This window comes from Persicitalea sp. (assembly GCF_041751555.1).
Taxonomy (GTDB): Bacteria; Bacteroidota; Bacteroidia; order Cytophagales; family Spirosomataceae; genus Persicitalea.
Genome location: NZ_JBGSXF010000261.1, coordinates 1 through 1575 on the forward strand (window position 1 = coordinate 1; position 1575 = coordinate 1575).

Annotated in this window: 1 protein-coding gene; it reads left to right on the forward strand. The window is 56.6% G+C overall.

The window, feature by feature from the left end:
• A partial coding sequence (locus ACEW8P_RS09245) for a RagB/SusD family nutrient uptake outer membrane protein (protein ID WP_373512799.1) occupies nt 1-1549 on the forward strand: 1549 nt, incomplete at its 5' end.
• Nucleotides 1550-1575 lie beyond the last annotated feature (26 nt).

Sequence of the window (1575 nt, forward strand, 5' to 3'; positions counted from 1 at the left end):
CTATCAGAAATCGCTCTTCAGGGTGGACGAATACGAGTGGGGCGACGACCACTGGGTGCGGGGGCAGATCACCAACCCCATCACCAACAGCACCATCAGTTCTCAGACCAGCTTCGTCAACAGCTACTGGGCCAATCTCTACCAAGGAATATCCCGGGCCACCACCCTGCTGGAAAACCTGCCCCGCGCCAAAAGCACCGTCTCGGAAGCCACCTACAAGCGCATCGAGGGCGAAGCCCGTTTTGTCCGTGCTTACTGCTACTCTGTCCTGATCAGCCACTACGGCGACGTGGTTTTCTACGAGAAGTCGGTGCCGCTGGAAGAATCCTACCAACTCCCCCGCACGGACAGGAAAGTCATTCTGAACTTTATTTATAAAGAACTGGACGCAGCGGCGGCGGCCCTGCCCCAAAGCTACGCGGCCAGCGATGTCCGGCGTGTGACTAAGAGTACCGCCCTAGGCATCAAGGCTCGCATCGCCCTGTACATGAGCGACTTCGCCACGGCCCGCGACGCCTCAAAAGCAATTATGGATCTAGGAATTCACGATTTGTACCCCAACTATCAGAACCTGTTCCTGAAAGACGGCGAGAATAGCAGCGAGATCATTTTTTCCTTGCCCCAGTCGGTTTCGCTAGGCCAGCCGTTTCTGGGTACGGGCGATGTGCGCACCTATATCACCCGCAATTCCGGCGGATTTGGGTCACAAATTCCCACTTGGTCGATCATGGACATCTACGAATGCACCGACGGTCTGACCGTGGACAAATCGCCGCTCTACGACCCGCACCAGCCCTTCAAGAACCGCGACCCGCGCATGACGATGAGCATCGTGGAACTGAGTACGCCCTGGCTAGGCTACGTGTATCAGTCGCACCCCGACTCAACGATTGTGTACAGTCCCAAACTCGGAAATCGGGTCAAGAACAACGATACCCGTTCCATTGCCCAGTTTGCCAGTTATACAGGCTTCGTCTGGAAAAAGCGGGTGGATCAGGGTTGGGCCGACCTGCGGCTTTCCGAAAGCCCCATTCTGATACTGCGCTACGCCGACGTGCTGCTGATGTACGCCGAGGCCAAAATCGAACTCAACGATATCGACAAAAGTGTCCTGGACGCCCTTAACTCGATCCGCGCCCGGGCCTACGGTAAGAAATCGGCAGCAGAAAGCGGCTATCCGAAAATCACTTCCACAGACCAGGCCGCGCTGCGCAACGCTCTGCGCCGGGAACGCCGCGTGGAACTGGTGCTGGAAGGTCTACGCTACATGGACCTGATCCGCTGGAAATTAGCCGACAAAGCCCTGAACGTGGACGTGCCAAGCCTTAACGAACCCACCAAACAGGACCGCAAGCAGTGGCCGTTCACCAACACGCTGCTGCCGATCATCGACAAGGACGGTTTGGTTTTTCACGAACACATCATCAAGGCGGGCTACGCCCGGAAAATAGCGGGCTACCAGTTCGACGCCGCCCGGCAGTACCTTTGGCCCATTCCGGCCAGCGAACGGTTGCTCAACGCGGAACTGACGCAAAATCCAGGGTATTGAAGGTTGTTGATTTGTTTAACTGGTGA